This is a genomic window from Vibrio sp. 1401, assembly GCF_033340295.1.
Map to the genome: position 1 here is coordinate 16803 of NZ_JAWOWF010000053.1, position 16728 is coordinate 33530.

A 16728-nucleotide genomic window follows, 5' to 3' on the forward strand; every position below is an offset into this window, starting at 1 on the left:
CACATCAGCTTCAAGTGTTTGAAACCAAAACATGACAAACTTCCTTCGATGTCGAAAAACAGAAATGTTTTTGTAAAAAATTATAAAAAACCACAAAAATAATTCATACAGAATATCAATCTAGGCTGTTTAGAGCCAAAACCCTACATAAAAATGCACCCTAAACACATAAATAGACACATAATCCAAGGTTATATTTGACCTAAAAATACGAGTGAGCCCTTTAACCGCAATGGGTATCATATTTTGATACCACCTAATAAGTTCGAGCTAACAAAGTATGGATTCGATATAAAACTCATCTCAGAACAATTCACTGGAAAAATATCTTTTTCCAGATTCAATTACCCACTAAAAAACCATAGGCAAGATAAGTCATTAAAGTTTATAAGAAACACAAAATACGGTGTTTTATTGAAATTTAATCTCGATTCATAAACCTTACTCGGTTTTTTATTCCGCCTTTTAAATAAAGTCTAGTTATTTACATCTTTTTTACATTTAAGCATCCCCGTTTACCACTGGTTTGACTTCCTTTTTTCATCTCGGTTATACATTGGCCGAACGTTAACGAAATATTAACGTCACATTTGGCCGCTATGCGGCCTGACATAGGAAATAATAATAATCGGAGCAACAAGGATGTATAAAAACACAACCGCTTTATCTGTTGCGATAAGCCTTGCTTTGGGGACAGCAGCAGTTGCAGCCCCAGCAACAGCACTGGCAGAAGAGCAGCAAGTTGAAAAACTTCAAAAGATGAAAGTTACTGGTTCGCGTATCTCCACGACGGATATGGAAGGTCCTTCACCAGTTACTGTTATTAATAGTAAAGACATTGAGTCTAAAGGCTTTAACAGCGCGCAAGACGTATTGAACAGTTTGACCCAAAACACAGGTGGTGTAATGGCTCAAACAGACTCTTTCTCGTTTACACCAGCAGCGCAGTCAGTCAACTTACGTGGCCTTGGCGCGTCGCGCACATTGATTCTTATTGATGGCCGTCGTCTTCCTCAATACCCGCTAGCACAAAATGGTACATCTAACTTCCAAGATATCGGCCAAATCCCTGTCGCCGCTATTGAGCGTGTTGAAGTAATGACCGACTCAGGTTCTGCTATCTACGGCTCCGACGCAATCGGTGGTGTCGTAAACTTCATTTTAAAGAAAGACTTTGATGGCGTTTCTGTAAAAGTACGCGCGGGTGACGCGACGGATGGTGGTTACCAAAATGGTCGTTTAGACGTTGTAGCTGGCAAAAACTTTGACGACAAACGTATTCTCTTCGTTGGCCAATTTGCGGGCAACGAAATGCTAAAGCAATCTGACCGAGATGATTGGGCTGGCGATGACGGTTCTAGCCGTTCTCAGCTAAGTGGCTACTCTAGCTACGGTGCAAACTTTGAAGGCGCCAACGGAACACTTCTAACACCAGCTGATGCTGGTTCTTCATGTAAAGAAGTCGTTGGTGATGCCGCGATTGAACGAGCGGATGGAAAGTGTGGTGTTAACCGTTCTGCGTACCGAACATTAAAACCAGAAAATAAACAAGTAGACCTACTTTTACGTGGTGAAATGGACATTAACGACAATGTCACTGCCATGGCAGAAGCCCGTTTTGGCTACAAGTCTACAGAATCTGAATTCGAACCTAACCCTTACAGCGTTGAAGTTGATGCCACTCACTTCCGCGGCGAAGGCGAATACACTCGCCGTATGGTCGAATTTGGACCACGCGAAAGTAACACTGAAGCCGATTCTTTTGGCTTAACCTTAGGCTTGAACGGCCTGCTTGCTGATACGTATGATTGGGACCTATCCGCTGGTTACTCTGAGCAAAGCGTTGAAACAAGCAACCCAGCAATCTTCCTAACTCTCGACCAAGCTGTACAAAATGGTGATGTCGATCTTCTAGGGCCTATCTCTCAAGACGTTGTAGACAAATACAGCGGCACTTCAAGCAAAGAAGCCTACTCAAAGCTTTACTCTGTTAACGGCTCACTGGCTGGTGATTTGGTTGAACTTCCTGCAGGTATGTCTGGCTTTGCTGTTTATGGTGAATGGAACCGTACTGACTACAATGAGACGATTGATGCTACAACAGCAGCTGGTGGTTTCTCTGGCCTAGGTGGAACATCAGGCGGCGGTGACCGTGATCAGATTGGTCTTGGTGTTGAAGCTCTTATTCCTATCATTGAAGATTTAGAAATGACTGTCGCTGGTCGTTACGACCACTACTTCGACGACTCGGCAACTGGTGGCGCATTCACTCCTAAAGTAGCCCTAGCGTACCGTCCTACTGACACCCTATTGCTACGTGGTAGCTACGGTCTAGGCTTCCGAGCTCCAGACTTGAAGCGACTATTTGGTGATCAAACTCGAGGCTTTGGTTCTGGTTTTGACCCTGTGCTTTGTGCCAACGCTGGTGGTAGCGGCCCACAAGATAAAGACAAGTACCCAGAGTGTGATACTCAGTACTTCGATACACTTAATGGACCTAACTCAGAGCTGAAAGAAGAAACAAGTACAAACATTAACTTGGGCCTAGCGTGGGAGCCTGTGGATGATCTTGGTGTAACCGTTGACTGGTACCACATCAAGATGGAAGACGTCGTAACAGCACCAACTTACCAAGACGTAATTAACGATCCAGGTAAATACCCAGGTACTGAAGTCGTTCGTAACCCAGATGGCACCATCAAGTCGGTATCCTATGGTCCAGTGAACCAGTCGTATGAAGAGCGTTCTGGTATTGACCTAGCGATCAAATACGCATACGACACTAATGAGTTCGGCTCATTTAACACGCGTGTTGCTGTAACGAAGATCTTGATTGCTGAATATCAAGAAAACGACAGCGAGCCTGTAACGGATGAAAGAGATTTCATGCCTGAATACACCGCAACGTTAAATCTTGGCTGGGCATATGAAGATGTCGCTATCAACCTATTTGGTAAATACCGCGACCGTATGTGTTCAAGCTACGCAAACCGTTACTACTTTGATGACTGTGATTCTGCTAAAAAAGCGGGTTACAAAGCAGAAATCGCTAGTATGACAACGTGGAACCTAACGGCTTCTTACCAATTCAACGAGAGTGGTCGTGTAACTCTTGGTGCTATCAACATGTTTGACAAAGTACCGCCTGCAGATCCTCTAAGCGATACCTCTCCATTCTATGCAACTGGGTATGACGATCCAATCGGACGTCAGCTATACGTCGAGGCATCATACGACTTCTAAAAAATATTTGGCGCGGGTTTTCCGCGCCCTTTTCGACTGACTAAAACACTGACAAGGATGCAACCATGAAATTCAAGGAATTTGGTCTCAGTGCCATAGCTGCAGCATTGCTTACTATCAGTAGTAGCTCTATAGCGGCCAACTCTGGTGCTGTCGTTTCCACACAAGCAAAAGCAAATCAATCTTCAGAAGCTTCGCAACAAAAAATCGACAATTATGCCGAAAGTACTGAAGGCATGTTGGCAGAATACAAAGGCTTACTACGTCAAATCGACAGCATGAAAGTCTACAACGAGCAAATTAACCGTATGGTTCAATCACAGCAAGGTGAATTGGACTCATTAAATAACCAAATTGCTCAGATCGATCAAACGGCAACAGAAGTAGTGCCACTAACACTTAAAATGATCGATGCACTCGATGAGTTTGTGACTCTCGATCTGCCTTTCCAGAAAAAAGAACGTAATAAACGTGTCCAAGAACTGCGTCGTCTCATGGATCGCGCCGACGTAACGACTTCTGAGAAATTCCGTAAAGTGATGGAAGCCTACCAAATTGAAGAAGGCTTCTCTCGCTCAATTGAATCTTACAAAGCTAGCCTAGATAGAAATGGGGAAACCGTGACTTACGATTTCCTACGTATTGGTCGCACGGCGCTTTTATTCCAATCTCCAGACGGTGGTGAAACAGGTATGTGGAACCAACAAACACGTCAATGGGAAACATTACCGGAAAGCTACCGCATAGCGGTACAGCAAGGCCTTCGTATCGCGAAGAAGCAAGCGCCACCAGCGCTAATCAAATTGCCTGTATATGCTGGGGAGGAATAAGAGATGAAAGGATTCAAAACTCTAGCCGCTGGTCTACTAGCGAGCTTATTTATGGCTTCAGGCGTACAAGCAGAAACGCCTAAAAACCTATCTGAACTACTCAAAAACGTAAAATCAGAAAGCATCGTTGAGTCAAAAGAGAACAAAGCCCGTGAAGCTGAGTTCAAGAACAACCGAGATAAGCAAGCGGCATTATTGCAACAGGCTCGTGAAGAGCTAGCTTCACAGCAAGCACTGGGCGATCAACTTAAAGCGACATTTGATGAAAACGATAAGCAGCTGACTGAACTAACAGAAACCTTACGTGTTCGCTCTGGTACTTTGGGCGAAATGTTTGGTGTGGTCCGCCAATATGCGGGCGAGTTTAAGGGTTTATTTGCTGCCTCTCAAAACGCTGTTCAGTTCCCAGAGCGTGACGCTCTACTAACGAAACTGGCTGAAAGCAAAGAACTGCCATCAACACAAGAGCTAGAAGCATTCTGGCATACCATTCTTCAACAAGTGGTTGCCTCAGGCGAGACAGCAACAACCCAAGCAACGGTTGTTTATGGCGAAGGTAAAGAAGCGGTTCGCGATGTTACTCTTGTCGGTGAATTTAACGCGATTGCCGATGGTAAGTACGTTACTTATGTACCTCAAACAGGTAAGTTCGAAGAACTCTCTCGACAGCCTCGCACCAATATTACACGTCATGTTGCAGGCTTTGAGTCAGCGTCAAACAGCTATGAGCCACTGTTTATTGACCCATCCCGTGGTGTAATTCTGTCTCTACTTGTACAAAGCCCTACCGTTCAAGAACGTATTGATCAAGGTGGCATTGTAGGTTACGTCATCCTTGGTATGGGTGCAGTTGGCGCTATCATTGCTCTAGTTTGCTTCCTACGCCTTCAAGTGATTGGCGGTAAAATGCGTAAGCAAGCGAAATCAGAAACCGTGATTCCTGGTAACCCTCTGGGTGAAGTTATCCAAGCTTACCAAGAACACAAAGGTGACAACCTTGAAGATCTTGAAGCGAAACTGGACGAAATCATCCTACGTAACGCACCGAGCATTGAACGCTTTATCAGCTCAATCAAACTGTTCGCTTCTGTAGCACCACTTCTAGGTCTACTGGGTACGGTTATGGGTATGATCGGTACGTTCCAAGCAATCACACTATTTGGTACAGGTGATCCTAAGCTAATGGCTGGCGGTATCTCTGAAGCACTTGTTACTACGATGCTTGGTCTGGTTGTCGCAATTCCTCTACTGTTCCTGTACACCATCGTACACAGTAAAGGTCGTCGTTTGGTTCAAACTCTTGAAGAACAGAGTGCAGGCTTCATCGCTCGCTATCAGGAAAAACTACATAAAGCCGAAAGCTAAGGAGGCGTTATGTGGTGGTTAGTTGGAGAACTTGAATCAATTAGGCGCTTCTTGGGAATGGGTGGCGATGTACTCGTCGCCATCTTCATCCTCAGCTTTATGCTTTGGGCAGTATTGTTAGAACGTTGGTTCTATTTTGCTGCCGTCGCTCCAAAAGCCATGAAAAAAGCCGTTGGCTCATGGCAGGGGCGATCAGAGCACCAGAGCTGGAACGCTAAGATGATCCGACAAGAAATTGTTTCTCGTCAGGACATTGAGAATAAAAAGGGCCTGCCAATCGTGAAAGTATTGATTGCGCTTTGTCCCTTACTGGGTTTGCTCGGCACCGTTGTTGGCATGATCCAAGTATTCGACATCTTAGCGGTAACAGGAACAGGAAGCCCTCGAGCAATGGCCTCGGGGATCTCAAAGGCAACAATCCCAACGTTAGCCGGGATGGTGGCTTCTCTATCAGGACTGTTCTTTAGTTCACGTCTTGATCATTTAGCCAAAGTCACAACGCAAAAGCTGGAAGATAAGCTAAAGCATATTGCCTGAGTAAATGGAATTAGAGGTATAGGTCATGAAAAGACGCTATAGCAGTGATAGCAGTGATGAAACCGCTATCGATATGACACCGATGCTCGACATCGTATTCATCATGTTGATCTTCTTTATCGTAACAACATCGTTCGTAAAAGAAGCTGGTCTAGAAGTAAACCGCCCGACGGCAAGCTCTGCGCAAACCGTGAAAAAAGGTAACATCATGGTCGCAGTTGGTGCGGCGGGTGATGTTTGGGTTGATAAACGCCGCATCGAAGTGGACGCGGTTCGCGCGAATATTGAACGTCTTCGTGCAGAAAGCCCTGATGGCGCAGTTGTTATCCAAGCCGACACAGAAGCAAATGCTGGCGTAGTAGTGAAGGTTATGGACCAGATCAAAATGGCAGGTGTAGAAAGCATCTCCATTGCCGCAACCAATAAGGATTAAGCTTATGCGGTATCTGGCCTCAATTGCACTGGCGCTCATTGTCTCCCTCGGGTTGTTCTGGGGGATGGACAAGCTAGTAAACAAAGAGCGCCACGAGTTAGTGTCGAATGATGACCTGCGTATGGTCGAGTTTATTCGCATTAAACCAGACGAAAAAATACAGGAGAAAAAACGCGAACTTCCAAAGCCACCACCGCCTAAGCGTCCGCCGCCGCCGCCAGAAATGAAAGTGACAGCGACAGTAAAACCGGTGATGGAGCAGACCCCAATGGATATGCCAAAGCTTGACCTACCCGTAAATGTTACAGGTGGTTCGGTGCTTGGACATTATAGCCAGGGTGGAGGTGCGCAACTCGCGGGTAGCGGAGGTCCAACACCTCTAGCGACATTCCAACCTCAAATGCCTAGGAAGGCTGCGAAAGCAGGAATAGAAAAAGGGGTCGTCTTATTAGAGTTTACTGTAAACGCACGTGGTGCCGTAGAGGACATCAAAGTTCTTAAAGAGCAACCACGACGCTTAGGCCTCGGTCGAGCGGCAAGAAAAACAGTCTCTAAATGGACATTTAAACCAAAATTGGTTGACGGGAAACCTGTTAGCTCGCGCCTATCGCAAGAAATAGAGTTCTCAACCAATTAAGGAGTCACGATGAAAAGTTTATGGAAAAGCAAAGTGGCTTCTTTAATTCTCTTCGCAGGAGTGGCAATGGCCGCTCCTACGATGGCAAAAGAAGCTCCTCAGTTATCAGATCGGACATTTCGAACCGTTAACAAAGTGCAAGAGTTGATCGCAACTGAAAAATATTCAGCAGCAAAAGAAAAACTAGCAAGCGCTTTAGAAAGCACAAGTTCGAAAAAATACGACCGAGCAGTTTTACTTCAGCAGACTGGCTTTTTGTATTCGCTACAAGACAATTATGTGCAAGCAGCAAAATACTTTGCCGAAGCATTACAGCTCGACGCACTTCCCGTTCCTGTTGCTCAACAAGTTCGCTACAGCTTGGCTCAGCTTTACCTAGCTGAAGAAAAGTATACGTTGTCTGTAAAAACGATGAAGGAATGGTTCAAGGTTGCAGAAACAACCAAAGAGAAGCCTCAAGCTCATGCTTATATCACGTTAGCGAGCGCTTATGTTCAGTTGGAAGATTACAGAAATGCAATCCCGCCAACCAAAAAAGCCATCGCGATGAGCAAGAGCCCAAGTGAGTCTTGGTACTTAATTCTCGTTGCATCTCACTACGAGTTAGGCCAGCTGAAAAGCGTTGCCAGTGTACTCAAAACTCTGACTTCAAAGTACCCTCAGAAAAAGCGTTACTGGATGCAACTTTCTGGTGTCTACATGGAGCTAGGTCAAGAACGCAACTCTCTAGCCACCCTAGAAATGGTTTACAAAATGGGGAAACTAGAAGGAGAGAAGGAATATTTACGCTTTGTAAACTTCTTGGCTTATCAAGGTATTCCATATAAAGCAGCCAAAACTCTTGAAAAGGAAATGGCAGCTGGAAACATTGAAAAGACGAAGGAAAACTATGACCGCCTAGCCAGTTTCTGGCAGCAAGCTAAAGAGCTAGATAAATCAATTCTCGCTTATAAAAAGTCATATAACCTCGCTCCTTCTGCTAAAACGCAAATTCAGATTGCTCGCTTAATGATACAAGACAAGCAGTATTCTGAAGCAACTCGTTTTGTAGAAAGCGCGGCATCCAGTGCCTCTAAAGAGCAAAAGGCAGAACTTGAATACATTCGCGGGATGGCCTATTTCGAGCTTAAGCAACCACAAAAGGCCTTGCAGGCGATGAAAGGCGCTGCTCAATCGCCAAAATTCAGGTCAACCGTTAGCCCTTGGATAAATTTCCTAGAGTCTCAAGGATAATTCGAAGATTAAGTGTGAGTCAGTCGCACGCCTGGGGAAGTGAAAGCTTCCCCTTTTTTCCGTTTTATCTTTATTAACCCCTATTTTTAACCAGAGTCACTCACGCAAGCCAAATCGGGACTCTAAACCTAAAATCAGCACACTAAACGGTTGTAGAAATGGTTTTAATAACAGAGTGCGCGGATGGTAAGTCCTGTACCACGCTCCTTCTTCGCTGTTTAGGAACACTCTGGCGTAAGTAACTATTTCATCTGGGACGATCACAGACAGAAAGATCAACTGGTAACAAAATAGAGATCATGATACTCTTCGCCTCCATTTTTCTGGCGGGATTATCACCAATATCCACCCCTTTGGTGGTTGATTTCTCAATGCCAGTGCTATCGTTATAAGAATGTCGAACTTTCCTTCGGCACTCAATCAATCCAATCAAAAGTGGAACAGTACAATGGGCAAAGGTACTCTCTATATCGTATCTGCACCTAGCGGCGCAGGTAAATCTAGCTTGATCTCAGCGATGTTGGAACGCAACCCAACCTACGCAATGAAAGTGTCTGTGTCTCACACCACGCGCAACATGCGACCTGGTGAAGAAAATGGTGTCCACTACCATTTTGTAGCGAAAGATGAGTTTGAAGCCCTGATCGCTAAAGGTGACTTCCTAGAATACGCAGAAGTGTTTGGTAATTATTACGGCACATCTCGTGTATGGATTGAAGAAACACTAAATAAAGGTATCGACGTTTTTCTAGATATCGACTGGCAAGGCGCACGCCAAATCCGTGAACAAATGCCAGAAGCCAAAAGCATCTTCATCCTGCCACCATCAAACGGTGAGTTAGAGCGTCGCTTGAACACTCGTGGTCAAGATAGCGATGAAGTGATCGCAAAGCGTATGGCTGAAGCCAAGTCGGAAATCTCTCATTACAACGAGTACGACTACGTGATCGTAAACGACGATTTTGATACCGCTTTGATGGATTTTAAAGCTATCTTGCGTGCTGAAAGATTGAAGGAAGAAAAGCAAGCTGCTAAATATAAAGGTATGCTTGACGCGTTGTTAGCAGAGTAACTTCAAAAAAGTCACGCTGTAAAACATAAAGAATTTCCCGTTTTTTGCCCAGTGCGAAAAACACAATAAACTACCTGAGAAAGTCCACAAACGGTGGCTTGTCTAATTGCTAGTAAATAAAGTAGTTAGGTTGTATACTTTCTCGTCATTCTAAAATTTTAGTTAACTATTTGGAGTCCTCATGGCACGCGTAACTGTTCAAGACGCTGTTGAAAAAGTTGGCAACCGTTTCGACCTAGTACTGATTGCGGCTCGCCGCGCTCGTCAAATGCAAACTGGCGGTAAAGATGCACTAGTGCCAGAAGAGAACGATAAGCCAACGGTTATCGCTCTACGCGAAATCGAAGAAGGTTTAATTACTAAAGAAGTTCTAGACGCTCGTGAACGTCAAGAACAGCAAGAGCAAGAAGCGGCAGAGCTAGCGGCAGTAAGCAGCATCGCTCACAACCGTTAATTCTGACTTTAGAATTCAACAACCTCCCGGGCCTATAATTTGTATCTATTCGATAGCCTCAAAGACGTTGCCCAAGAATACCTAACAGAGCCTCAGATTGAGGCTCTGCGTCAATCTTATGTGGTAGCGAGAGATGCCCATGAAGGGCAAACCCGCTCTAGCGGTGAACCATACATCATCCACCCTGTCGCTGTGGCTCGTATCTTGGCCGAAATGCGCCTTGATATCGAAACCCTCCAAGCTGCTTTGCTGCATGACGTCATTGAAGACTGTGATGTAACTAAAGAAGATCTCGAAGAGAAATTCGGCAACACTGTCGCAGAATTGGTTGATGGTGTATCTAAACTGGACAAACTCAAATTCCGCGATAGGAAAGAGGCTCAGGCTGAGAACTTTCGTAAGATGGTTCTGGCCATGGTGCAAGATATCCGCGTCATTCTGATCAAACTGGCTGACCGCACGCACAACATGCGTACGCTTGGCGCGCTTCGACCAGATAAAAAGCGTCGTATTGCTCGTGAAACGTTAGAAATTTACGCGCCCCTCGCTCATCGTCTTGGTATTCACAATATCAAAACCGAACTCGAAGAGTTGGGCTTTGAGGCGCTATATCCCAACCGCTACCGCGTACTGAAAGAAGTGGTTAAAGCCGCACGTGGTAATCGTAAAGAGATGATCCAACGCATTCACAGCGAAATAGAAGGCCGTCTGCAAGATTTCGGCTTGAATGCTCGCGTCGTTGGTCGTGAGAAAAACCTGTTCTCTATCTATAACAAGATGAAAACCAAAGAACAGCGCTTTCACACCATCATGGATATCTATGCGTTCCGAGTCGTTGTTGATACCGCTGATACTTGTTATCGCGTTTTAGGCCAAGTACACAGTTTGTATAAGCCACGTCCTGGTCGCATGAAAGATTACATCGCGGTACCAAAGGCGAACGGCTATCAATCGCTACACACTTCCATGGTTGGCCCACACGGCGTACCTGTTGAAGTTCAGATCCGTACTGAAGATATGGATCAAATGGCGGACAAAGGTGTCGCAGCACACTGGTCTTATAAAGACAAAGGCGACAAGTCTGGCACCACTGCGCAAGTGAAAGCTCAGCGTTGGATGCAAAGCCTGTTAGAGCTACAACAAAGCGCGGGTAACTCATTCGAATTCATTGAAAACGTAAAATCCGATCTTTTCCCAGATGAGATTTACGTCTTCACACCAAAAGGTCGTATCGTTGAATTACCTTTAGGCGCAACGGCTGTCGACTTTGCCTATGCCGTACATACCGATGTAGGCAACTCTTGTGTTGGTGCTCGTGTTGATCGTAACCCTTACCCATTGAGTAAGGCATTGAAAAACGGTCAGACGGTGGAAATTATCAGTGCCCCTGGTGCGCGTCCGAATGCGGCATGGCTAAACTATGTCGTGACTTCTCGTGCCCGCACTAAGATTCGTCAAGTACTGAAAACGATGCGTCGTGAAGAGTCGATTACTTTAGGTCGTCGCCTACTTAATCACGCACTTGGCCGTCACTCGATTGATTCAATTTATCCAGAAAATATCCAAGAAGTCTTGAATGATCTTCGCCTAGAAAGCATCGATGATTTATTGGCTGCTATTGGATTGGGTGAGTTGATGAGCATTGTGATCGCACGTCGTCTCCTTGGTGACACCGAAGAGCTCACGACAACAAGTTCAATCCCAACGGACTCGAAGAAGAAGCTTCCGATTCGTGGCGCAGAAGGCTTATTGCTGACGTTTGCAAATTGTTGTCATCCTATCCCAGATGATCACATTATTGCTCACGTATCGCCTGGTCGTGGTTTGGTTGTTCACCGAGAAACATGTCCGAACGTTCGTGGTTATCAGAAAGAGCCAGACCGTTATATGGCTGTCGCTTGGTCTGAAGACTACGATAAAGAGTTCATTGCTGAACTTAAAGTCGACATGCTTAACAACCAAGGTGCTCTTGCAGAACTGACCAACGTGATCTCGAAAACAGGATCAAACATTCATGGCCTTTCAACGGAAGAACGTGATGGTCGTCTATACACTGTGACTGTGCTGTTGACGACGAAAGATCGTGTCCACCTTGCTGGTATCATGCGTAAGATTAAGGCAATGCCTCAAGCAACCCGAGTCAGACGCAGAAAGAACTAACCTCTATCGCCACCTACTCTGTTAGGTGGCGATTTTTTATACCTCAATAAATATGAACCTAGAACGTTACAACCGTATTCACCAAGTCCTAAAAACTCGCCAAACTGATCTGACACTTTGTCTCGAAGAAGTACATAAGCCAAACAACGTCTCTGCTGTGATCCGCACCGCTGACGCGACAGGCTTACACAAAGTTCACGCAATTTGGCCAGACAAAATGCGTACGCTGAGCCATACCTCAGCTGGCGCGCGTAACTGGGTTGAAGTGGATACTCACGATTCGATTGAAACTGCGATTACCGAACTCAAAGCGCAAGGTATGCAGGTTTTGGTGACCAATCTTTCGGACACCGCCGTCGATTTTCGCGAGATCGACTACACCAGACCAACGGCAATCATTTTAGGCAGTGAAAAAGTTGGCGCTTCGGAGCAAGCCAAACAGCTTGCCGATCAAGACATTATTATCCCAATGGTGGGCATGGTGCAGTCACTAAACGTATCGGTTGCCAGTGCCGTAATTTTGTATGAAGCGCAACGTCAACGTGAAGCCGCAGGCATGTACGACCGAGAAGAAAGCGCTCTGCCTAAAGAGACAATCAACCGTATTCTCTTTGAACGTGGTCACCCAGTGCTGGCAAAGGTCGCGAAACGAAAAGGGCTCGTTTACCCACCACTCGATGAAGAAGGTCAAATCATCGCCGATGACGCGTGGTGGCAAGAGATGCAAAGCAAGTAACAGACTTTCGTCATCCTGAACGGCGGCGAAGGAGCGTGGTTCAGGATCTAATTCTCAAATATACAGATGCTGATAGTGTTAACTTCAGCGACATACTTGTTGGAAATAGAATCCTGATGTCGCTAAAGCTCCTCGGAATGATAGGTTATCAGTCAAATCATGACACTAACTAAAGCATGACTATTTTTTCCTGTACAAAAACACAGCTCCATGGTTAACATACTGCTATGTTAACCATTTTCTTGAGCCCTCTATGTCCGCCCAAATGTTATCTGCCGTCCCATTAACCTCCCTTTCTGGAGTTGGCGCGAAAGTCGCAGAAAAACTCGCCAAAGTTGGCTTACATAGCGTTCAAGATTTGCTGTTTCACCTTCCGTTACGCTACGAAGATCGTACTCGTATTTACCCTATTGCCAAACTGCATGCTGGCCTTTGGGCGGCAGTGCAAGGTAAGATCATGGCAGTCGACACCATCTTCGGTAAGCGCAAAATGCTAACGGTAAAAATCAGCGACGGTAATGGCACTATCACGCTGCGCTTTTTCAACTTTACCGCAGCCATGAAGAACAATTTCACGCAAGGTAAGTTAGTACATGCTTACGGTGAAATTAAGCGCGGTGGCATGGGTTTGGAAATTGTTCATCCTGACTACAAGTTTTACGTCAGCGAGCAAAAGCCCGATGTAGAACAGAGCTTAACCCCTGTTTATCCCACCACCGATGGATTGCGTCAAATCACATTGCGCAACCTTACCGAACAAGCTTTAGCCCTGCTTGATAAAACCGCAGTGCAGGAATTACTTCCAGCTGGGTTGTATGACCATCAAATCACGATGTCGCAAGCGCTGCACACCATTCATCGCCCACCACCAACCATTAATTTAGATGAGTTTGACGAAGGCAAACATCCTGCCCAAATCCGCTTGATCATGGAAGAATTGCTCGCACAAAACTTATCGATGCTGGCGGTGCGTAGCAAAGGTCAGAAGGATTCAGCGCTACCTCTCGGTCCTTGTCATAAACTAAAAACGCAGCTTTTAGCCCAACTGCCTTTCTCTCCTACAAACGCTCAAACCCGAGTAGTACAAGAGATTGAAGCCGATCTAGAAAAACCGCACCCAATGATGCGATTAGTGCAAGGCGATGTTGGTTCGGGGAAAACATTGGTTGCCGCTTTGGCCGCTGTTAGAGCCATTGAGCATGGCCATCAGGTGGCACTCATGGCGCCAACCGAACTATTGGCCGAGCAACACGCTATCAACTTCGCAAACTGGTTTGAGAGAATGGGCATTCAAGTCGGTTGGTTAGCGGGCAAACTCAAAGGTAAGGCAAAGGAAGCCGAGCTGGCTCGTATTGCCAGTGGTGAAGCGCAAATGGTAGTGGGTACTCACGCGCTATTCCAAGAGCACGTTGAATTTCATCACCTTGCTTTGGTCATCATTGATGAACAACACCGCTTCGGTGTCCATCAGCGATTAGAATTGCGTGAAAAAGGCGCAAAACAATGCGCTTATCCTCATCAGTTGATCATGACGGCGACGCCTATTCCTCGAACCTTAGCGATGACCGCTTACGCCGATCTGGAAACTTCCGTGATTGACGAGCTACCACCGGGTCGAACGCCGATTCAAACCGTTGCCATTCCTGATACAAAACGTGACGACATCGTCGAGCGTGTCCGAAATGCCTGCTTAAACGAAGGCAAGCAGGCATATTGGGTGTGTACCCTGATTGATGAATCGGAAGTACTAGAAGCGCAAGCCGCGGCAGATACCGCAGAAGAGCTTCAACGTAAACTGCCGGACGTAAAAATTGGTCTAGTACACGGACGAATGAAGCCGGCAGAGAAACAAGCGGTGATGCAAGATTTCAAAGACAATAAACTGCATTTGCTGGTCGCAACGACAGTGATTGAAGTTGGTGTGGATGTACCAAACTCTAGCTTGATGATCATAGAAAACCCTGAACGTCTTGGTTTGGCACAATTACACCAGTTAAGAGGTCGCGTGGGCCGAGGTTCCGTTGCTAGCCATTGTGTACTGCTGTACCACTCTCCGCTGTCAAAAACCGCGCAAAAACGTCTCGGAGTACTACGTGAAAGTAACGATGGCTTCGTCATTGCGCAGAAAGACCTAGAAATTCGTGGCCCTGGAGAACTATTGGGTACAAAGCAGACAGGTCTTGCTGATTTCAAAATCGCAGACTTAGTTCGAGATCAACGCCTGATTCCCGAAGTTCAGCGCATTGCGCGTCATATTCATGACAATTACCCGTCTAACGCAACAGCGATTATCGATCGCTGGTTGGGTGAGCGGGATATTTACTCCAAAGCGTAATGATTGAAAGCGAGCCAAGTGGCTCGTTTTTTAATGCGCCAAAAACAAAGCAAACGTTTGCTTTTTGAGTAAATCTCTCTATAATCGCGCACAAATTTTTAAGTGTGTTAGATCACACTCCACCAACCTGAGTTGACTCTGATTAACAGCAATCACAGGTAACGACGTCAACTCCATCCTGCTCTCCCATTCAGCGAGAACTAGGGAAATATTGCGACTATCGAGACAAACAATGACAACTTCAAACCGATCTTCGGAACTGGTCTATCAACTCAACGATCGACCACCTTTGCCTCAAACCATTTTTGCCGCACTTCAGCACTTATTGGCGATGTTCGTCGCGGTTATCACTCCCTCACTGATCATCTGTCAGTCTTTGGGTGTACCAGCAGACCAAACGAATACCATCATCAGCATGTCTTTGTTTGCGTCAGGCGTGTCTTCGTTTATTCAAATTCGCACCATTGGCCCAATTGGCTCTGGTTTGCTCTCTGTTCAAGGTACCAGCTTTAACTTTTTAGGTCCTATTATTGGTGCAGGCCTATCGCTGAAAGCAGGTGGCGCGGACATCAGCACCATGATGGCTGCCATTTTTGGTACGATTTTAGTCGCATCATTTGCCGAGATCTTACTGTCTCGTGTGCTTGAGCATGCCCGCCGCATCATCACACCTCTCGTCTCTGGCATTGTCGTAACTCTGATTGGCCTGACGCTGATCCAAGTCGGCTTGGTTTCTATGGGTGGAGGCTATGCTGCAATGGGCGACGGTACTTTTGGTAGCTTAGACAAACTTGCTCTGGCTGGTACCGTACTTGGGTTAATTGTGATGTTAAACCGCTCGAAAAACCCATACATCCGTGTGGCTTCAATCGTGATTGCGATGCTAGTGGGTTACATCATGGCGTATTTTATGGGGATGGTAGATACTTCTCAGCTAGGCGCAACCGAGATCGTAGCACTGCCCGTACCAATGCAATATGGCTTATCGTTTGACTGGTCTCTGTTCATTCCGCTGGTACTGATTTTCTTTATTACCGCACTAGAGGCCATCGGTGATATTACCGCAACATCTGAAGTGTCTGGTGAGCCAGTAAAAGGCCCAGTGTACATGAAACGCATTAAGGGCGGTGTGTTAGCAGACGGCTTAAACTCTGCAATCGCAGCCGTTTTCAACAGCTTCCCGAACTCAACGTTTAGCCAGAATAACGGCATCATCATGCTAACAGGAGTCGCGAGCCGCTACGTGGGTTACTTTATTTCTGGCATGTTAGTGATTCTTGGCTTGTTTCCTGGCGTCGCTAGCTTTGTTCAGCTGATTCCTGAGCCAGTACTTGGCGGCGCAACGATTGTCATGTTCGGTACGATTGCTGCCGCTGGTGTGCGCATTATCTCTCGTGTTGAGCTCGATCGCCGCGCAATTCTGATCATGGCCTTATCCTTCTCAATGGGACTTGGTATCGCACAAAAACCAGAGATCCTGCAATTTATGCCAGAATTTATTAAGAGTATTTTCTCAACTGGTGTTGCAGCAGGTGGCATCACAGCGATCATTTTAAATCTACTTCTGCCAGAGAAACTGGAAGACGAAGATGAACTTCCTCAGGAAGTGAAAGAGTCGTAAGCGCCCCACAAAGCACACATTCAATTAGCCAGGCACCAGACTTATGATCTTATCTTCACTAATAAGGAGATA

At 46.0% G+C, this 16728-nt stretch carries 13 protein-coding genes; all 13 read left to right on the forward strand.

What is annotated here, in order from left to right; translation table 11 throughout:
* The first annotated feature begins 642 nt into the window (after window positions 1–642).
* The 13 genes from R7Z77_RS20600 to R7Z77_RS20660 all read left to right on the forward strand — a co-directional run bounded on the left by R7Z77_RS20600 (window position 643) and on the right by R7Z77_RS20660 (window position 16656).
* On the forward strand, window positions 643–3243 hold the full coding sequence (locus tag R7Z77_RS20600) for a TonB-dependent receptor plug domain-containing protein (protein WP_047103765.1): 2601 nt from the start codon (window positions 643–645) through the stop codon (window positions 3241–3243).
* Window positions 3244–3308: 65 nt separating this feature from the next.
* Complete coding sequence (locus R7Z77_RS20605) at window positions 3309–4073, forward strand: DUF3450 domain-containing protein (RefSeq protein WP_005379365.1); 765 nt, start codon at window positions 3309–3311, stop codon at window positions 4071–4073.
* Between the two features lie 3 nt (window positions 4074–4076).
* Window positions 4077–5438, forward strand: a complete 1362-nt coding sequence (locus R7Z77_RS20610; protein WP_017634999.1) for a MotA/TolQ/ExbB proton channel family protein — start codon at window positions 4077–4079, stop codon at window positions 5436–5438.
* Window positions 5439–5447: 9 nt separating this feature from the next.
* Window positions 5448–5975 carry a MotA/TolQ/ExbB proton channel family protein gene (locus R7Z77_RS20615; protein WP_005379363.1) on the forward strand — a complete coding sequence of 176 codons (528 nt, stop codon included), beginning with the start codon at window positions 5448–5450 and terminating at the stop codon, window positions 5973–5975.
* 25 nt (window positions 5976–6000) lie between these two features.
* Complete coding sequence (locus R7Z77_RS20620; protein WP_005379359.1) at window positions 6001–6408, forward strand: ExbD/TolR family protein; 408 nt, start codon at window positions 6001–6003, stop codon at window positions 6406–6408.
* Between the two features lie 4 nt (window positions 6409–6412).
* Complete coding sequence (locus R7Z77_RS20625) at window positions 6413–7045, forward strand: energy transducer TonB (RefSeq protein WP_005379353.1); 633 nt, start codon at window positions 6413–6415, stop codon at window positions 7043–7045.
* 9 nt (window positions 7046–7054) lie between these two features.
* The gene (locus tag R7Z77_RS20630; RefSeq protein WP_047103757.1) at window positions 7055–8278 is read left to right on the forward strand and encodes a tetratricopeptide repeat protein; all 1224 of its coding nucleotides are present in this window, start codon (window positions 7055–7057) and stop codon (window positions 8276–8278) included.
* A gap of 448 nt (window positions 8279–8726) precedes the next feature.
* Window positions 8727–9350 (forward strand): guanylate kinase, encoded by a 624-nt coding sequence (gene gmk / locus R7Z77_RS20635; protein WP_005379347.1) that lies wholly within the window; start codon window positions 8727–8729, stop codon window positions 9348–9350.
* 181 nt (window positions 9351–9531) lie between these two features.
* Complete coding sequence (rpoZ, locus tag R7Z77_RS20640; protein WP_005379346.1) at window positions 9532–9804, forward strand: DNA-directed RNA polymerase subunit omega; 273 nt, start codon at window positions 9532–9534, stop codon at window positions 9802–9804.
* 39 nt (window positions 9805–9843) lie between these two features.
* Complete coding sequence (gene spoT, locus R7Z77_RS20645; RefSeq protein ID WP_005379340.1) at window positions 9844–11964, forward strand: bifunctional GTP diphosphokinase/guanosine-3',5'-bis pyrophosphate 3'-pyrophosphohydrolase; 2121 nt, start codon at window positions 9844–9846, stop codon at window positions 11962–11964.
* A 52-nt stretch (window positions 11965–12016) separates the two neighbouring features.
* Window positions 12017–12700 carry a tRNA (guanosine(18)-2'-O)-methyltransferase TrmH gene (gene trmH, locus R7Z77_RS20650; protein ID WP_017635001.1) on the forward strand — a complete coding sequence of 228 codons (684 nt, stop codon included), beginning with the start codon at window positions 12017–12019 and terminating at the stop codon, window positions 12698–12700.
* A gap of 253 nt (window positions 12701–12953) precedes the next feature.
* Complete coding sequence (gene recG / locus R7Z77_RS20655) at window positions 12954–15035, forward strand: ATP-dependent DNA helicase RecG (RefSeq protein ID WP_318136807.1); 2082 nt, start codon at window positions 12954–12956, stop codon at window positions 15033–15035.
* A 232-nt stretch (window positions 15036–15267) separates the two neighbouring features.
* Complete coding sequence (locus tag R7Z77_RS20660; RefSeq protein ID WP_318136808.1) at window positions 15268–16656, forward strand: uracil-xanthine permease family protein; 1389 nt, start codon at window positions 15268–15270, stop codon at window positions 16654–16656.
* Window positions 16657–16728 lie beyond the last annotated feature (72 nt).

Excerpts from the sequence above, each read along its gene's own strand:
- R7Z77_RS20600 (WP_047103765.1), top strand. The coding sequence starts at position 643 with ATGTATAAAAACACAACCGCTTTATCTGTTGCGATAAGCCTTGCTTTG.
- R7Z77_RS20605 (WP_005379365.1), top strand. The coding sequence starts at position 3,309 with ATGAAATTCAAGGAATTTGGTCTCAGTGCCATAGCTGCAGCATTGCTT.
- R7Z77_RS20610 (WP_017634999.1), top strand. The coding sequence starts at position 4,077 with ATGAAAGGATTCAAAACTCTAGCCGCTGGTCTACTAGCGAGCTTATTT.
- R7Z77_RS20615 (WP_005379363.1), top strand. The coding sequence starts at position 5,448 with ATGTGGTGGTTAGTTGGAGAACTTGAATCAATTAGGCGCTTCTTGGGA.
- R7Z77_RS20620 (WP_005379359.1), top strand. The coding sequence starts at position 6,001 with ATGAAAAGACGCTATAGCAGTGATAGCAGTGATGAAACCGCTATCGAT.
- R7Z77_RS20625 (WP_005379353.1), top strand. The coding sequence starts at position 6,413 with ATGCGGTATCTGGCCTCAATTGCACTGGCGCTCATTGTCTCCCTCGGG.
- R7Z77_RS20630 (WP_047103757.1), top strand. The coding sequence starts at position 7,055 with ATGAAAAGTTTATGGAAAAGCAAAGTGGCTTCTTTAATTCTCTTCGCA.
- gmk (WP_005379347.1), top strand. The coding sequence starts at position 8,727 with ATGGGCAAAGGTACTCTCTATATCGTATCTGCACCTAGCGGCGCAGGT.
- rpoZ (WP_005379346.1), top strand. The coding sequence starts at position 9,532 with ATGGCACGCGTAACTGTTCAAGACGCTGTTGAAAAAGTTGGCAACCGT.
- trmH (WP_017635001.1), top strand. The coding sequence starts at position 12,017 with ATGAACCTAGAACGTTACAACCGTATTCACCAAGTCCTAAAAACTCGC.
- recG (WP_318136807.1), top strand. The coding sequence starts at position 12,954 with ATGTCCGCCCAAATGTTATCTGCCGTCCCATTAACCTCCCTTTCTGGA.
- R7Z77_RS20660 (WP_318136808.1), top strand. The coding sequence starts at position 15,268 with ATGACAACTTCAAACCGATCTTCGGAACTGGTCTATCAACTCAACGAT.